This window comes from Pseudomonas sp. UMAB-40, from assembly GCF_900095275.1.
Lineage (GTDB): Bacteria > Pseudomonadota > Gammaproteobacteria > Pseudomonadales > Pseudomonadaceae > Aquipseudomonas > Aquipseudomonas mandelii_B.
Genome location: NZ_LT607636.1, coordinates 1 through 303 on the forward strand (window position 1 = coordinate 1; position 303 = coordinate 303).

Annotated in this window: 1 tRNA gene; it reads left to right on the forward strand. The window is 47.5% G+C overall.

Annotated elements, in window-relative coordinates:
* The first annotated feature begins 1 nt into the window (after position 1).
* A tRNA-Leu gene (locus K0F88_RS32105) sits at positions 2–88 on the forward strand.
* Positions 89–303 lie beyond the last annotated feature (215 nt).

The window sequence follows — 303 nt, forward strand, 5'->3', positions numbered from 1 at the left end:
TGCCCAGATGGTGAAATTGGTAGACACGCCAGCTTCAGGTGCTGGTGACCGCAAGGTCGTGGAAGTTCGAGTCTTCTTCTGGGCACCAATTCAGAGCTTGAGATTAGATCAATTTCAAGGCTCACACAAAAACCCGCGAAAGCGGGTTTTTTGCATTCTAAACATCTGATTTATTAAATCTAAATCAGGGGTTTACAGATCAAAACGCTCTCCGTATAGTGCGCCACATCAACAGCGGAGACGCTGAAGATTATGCCCAGATGGTGAAATTGGTAGACACGCCAGCTTCAGGTGCTGGTGACC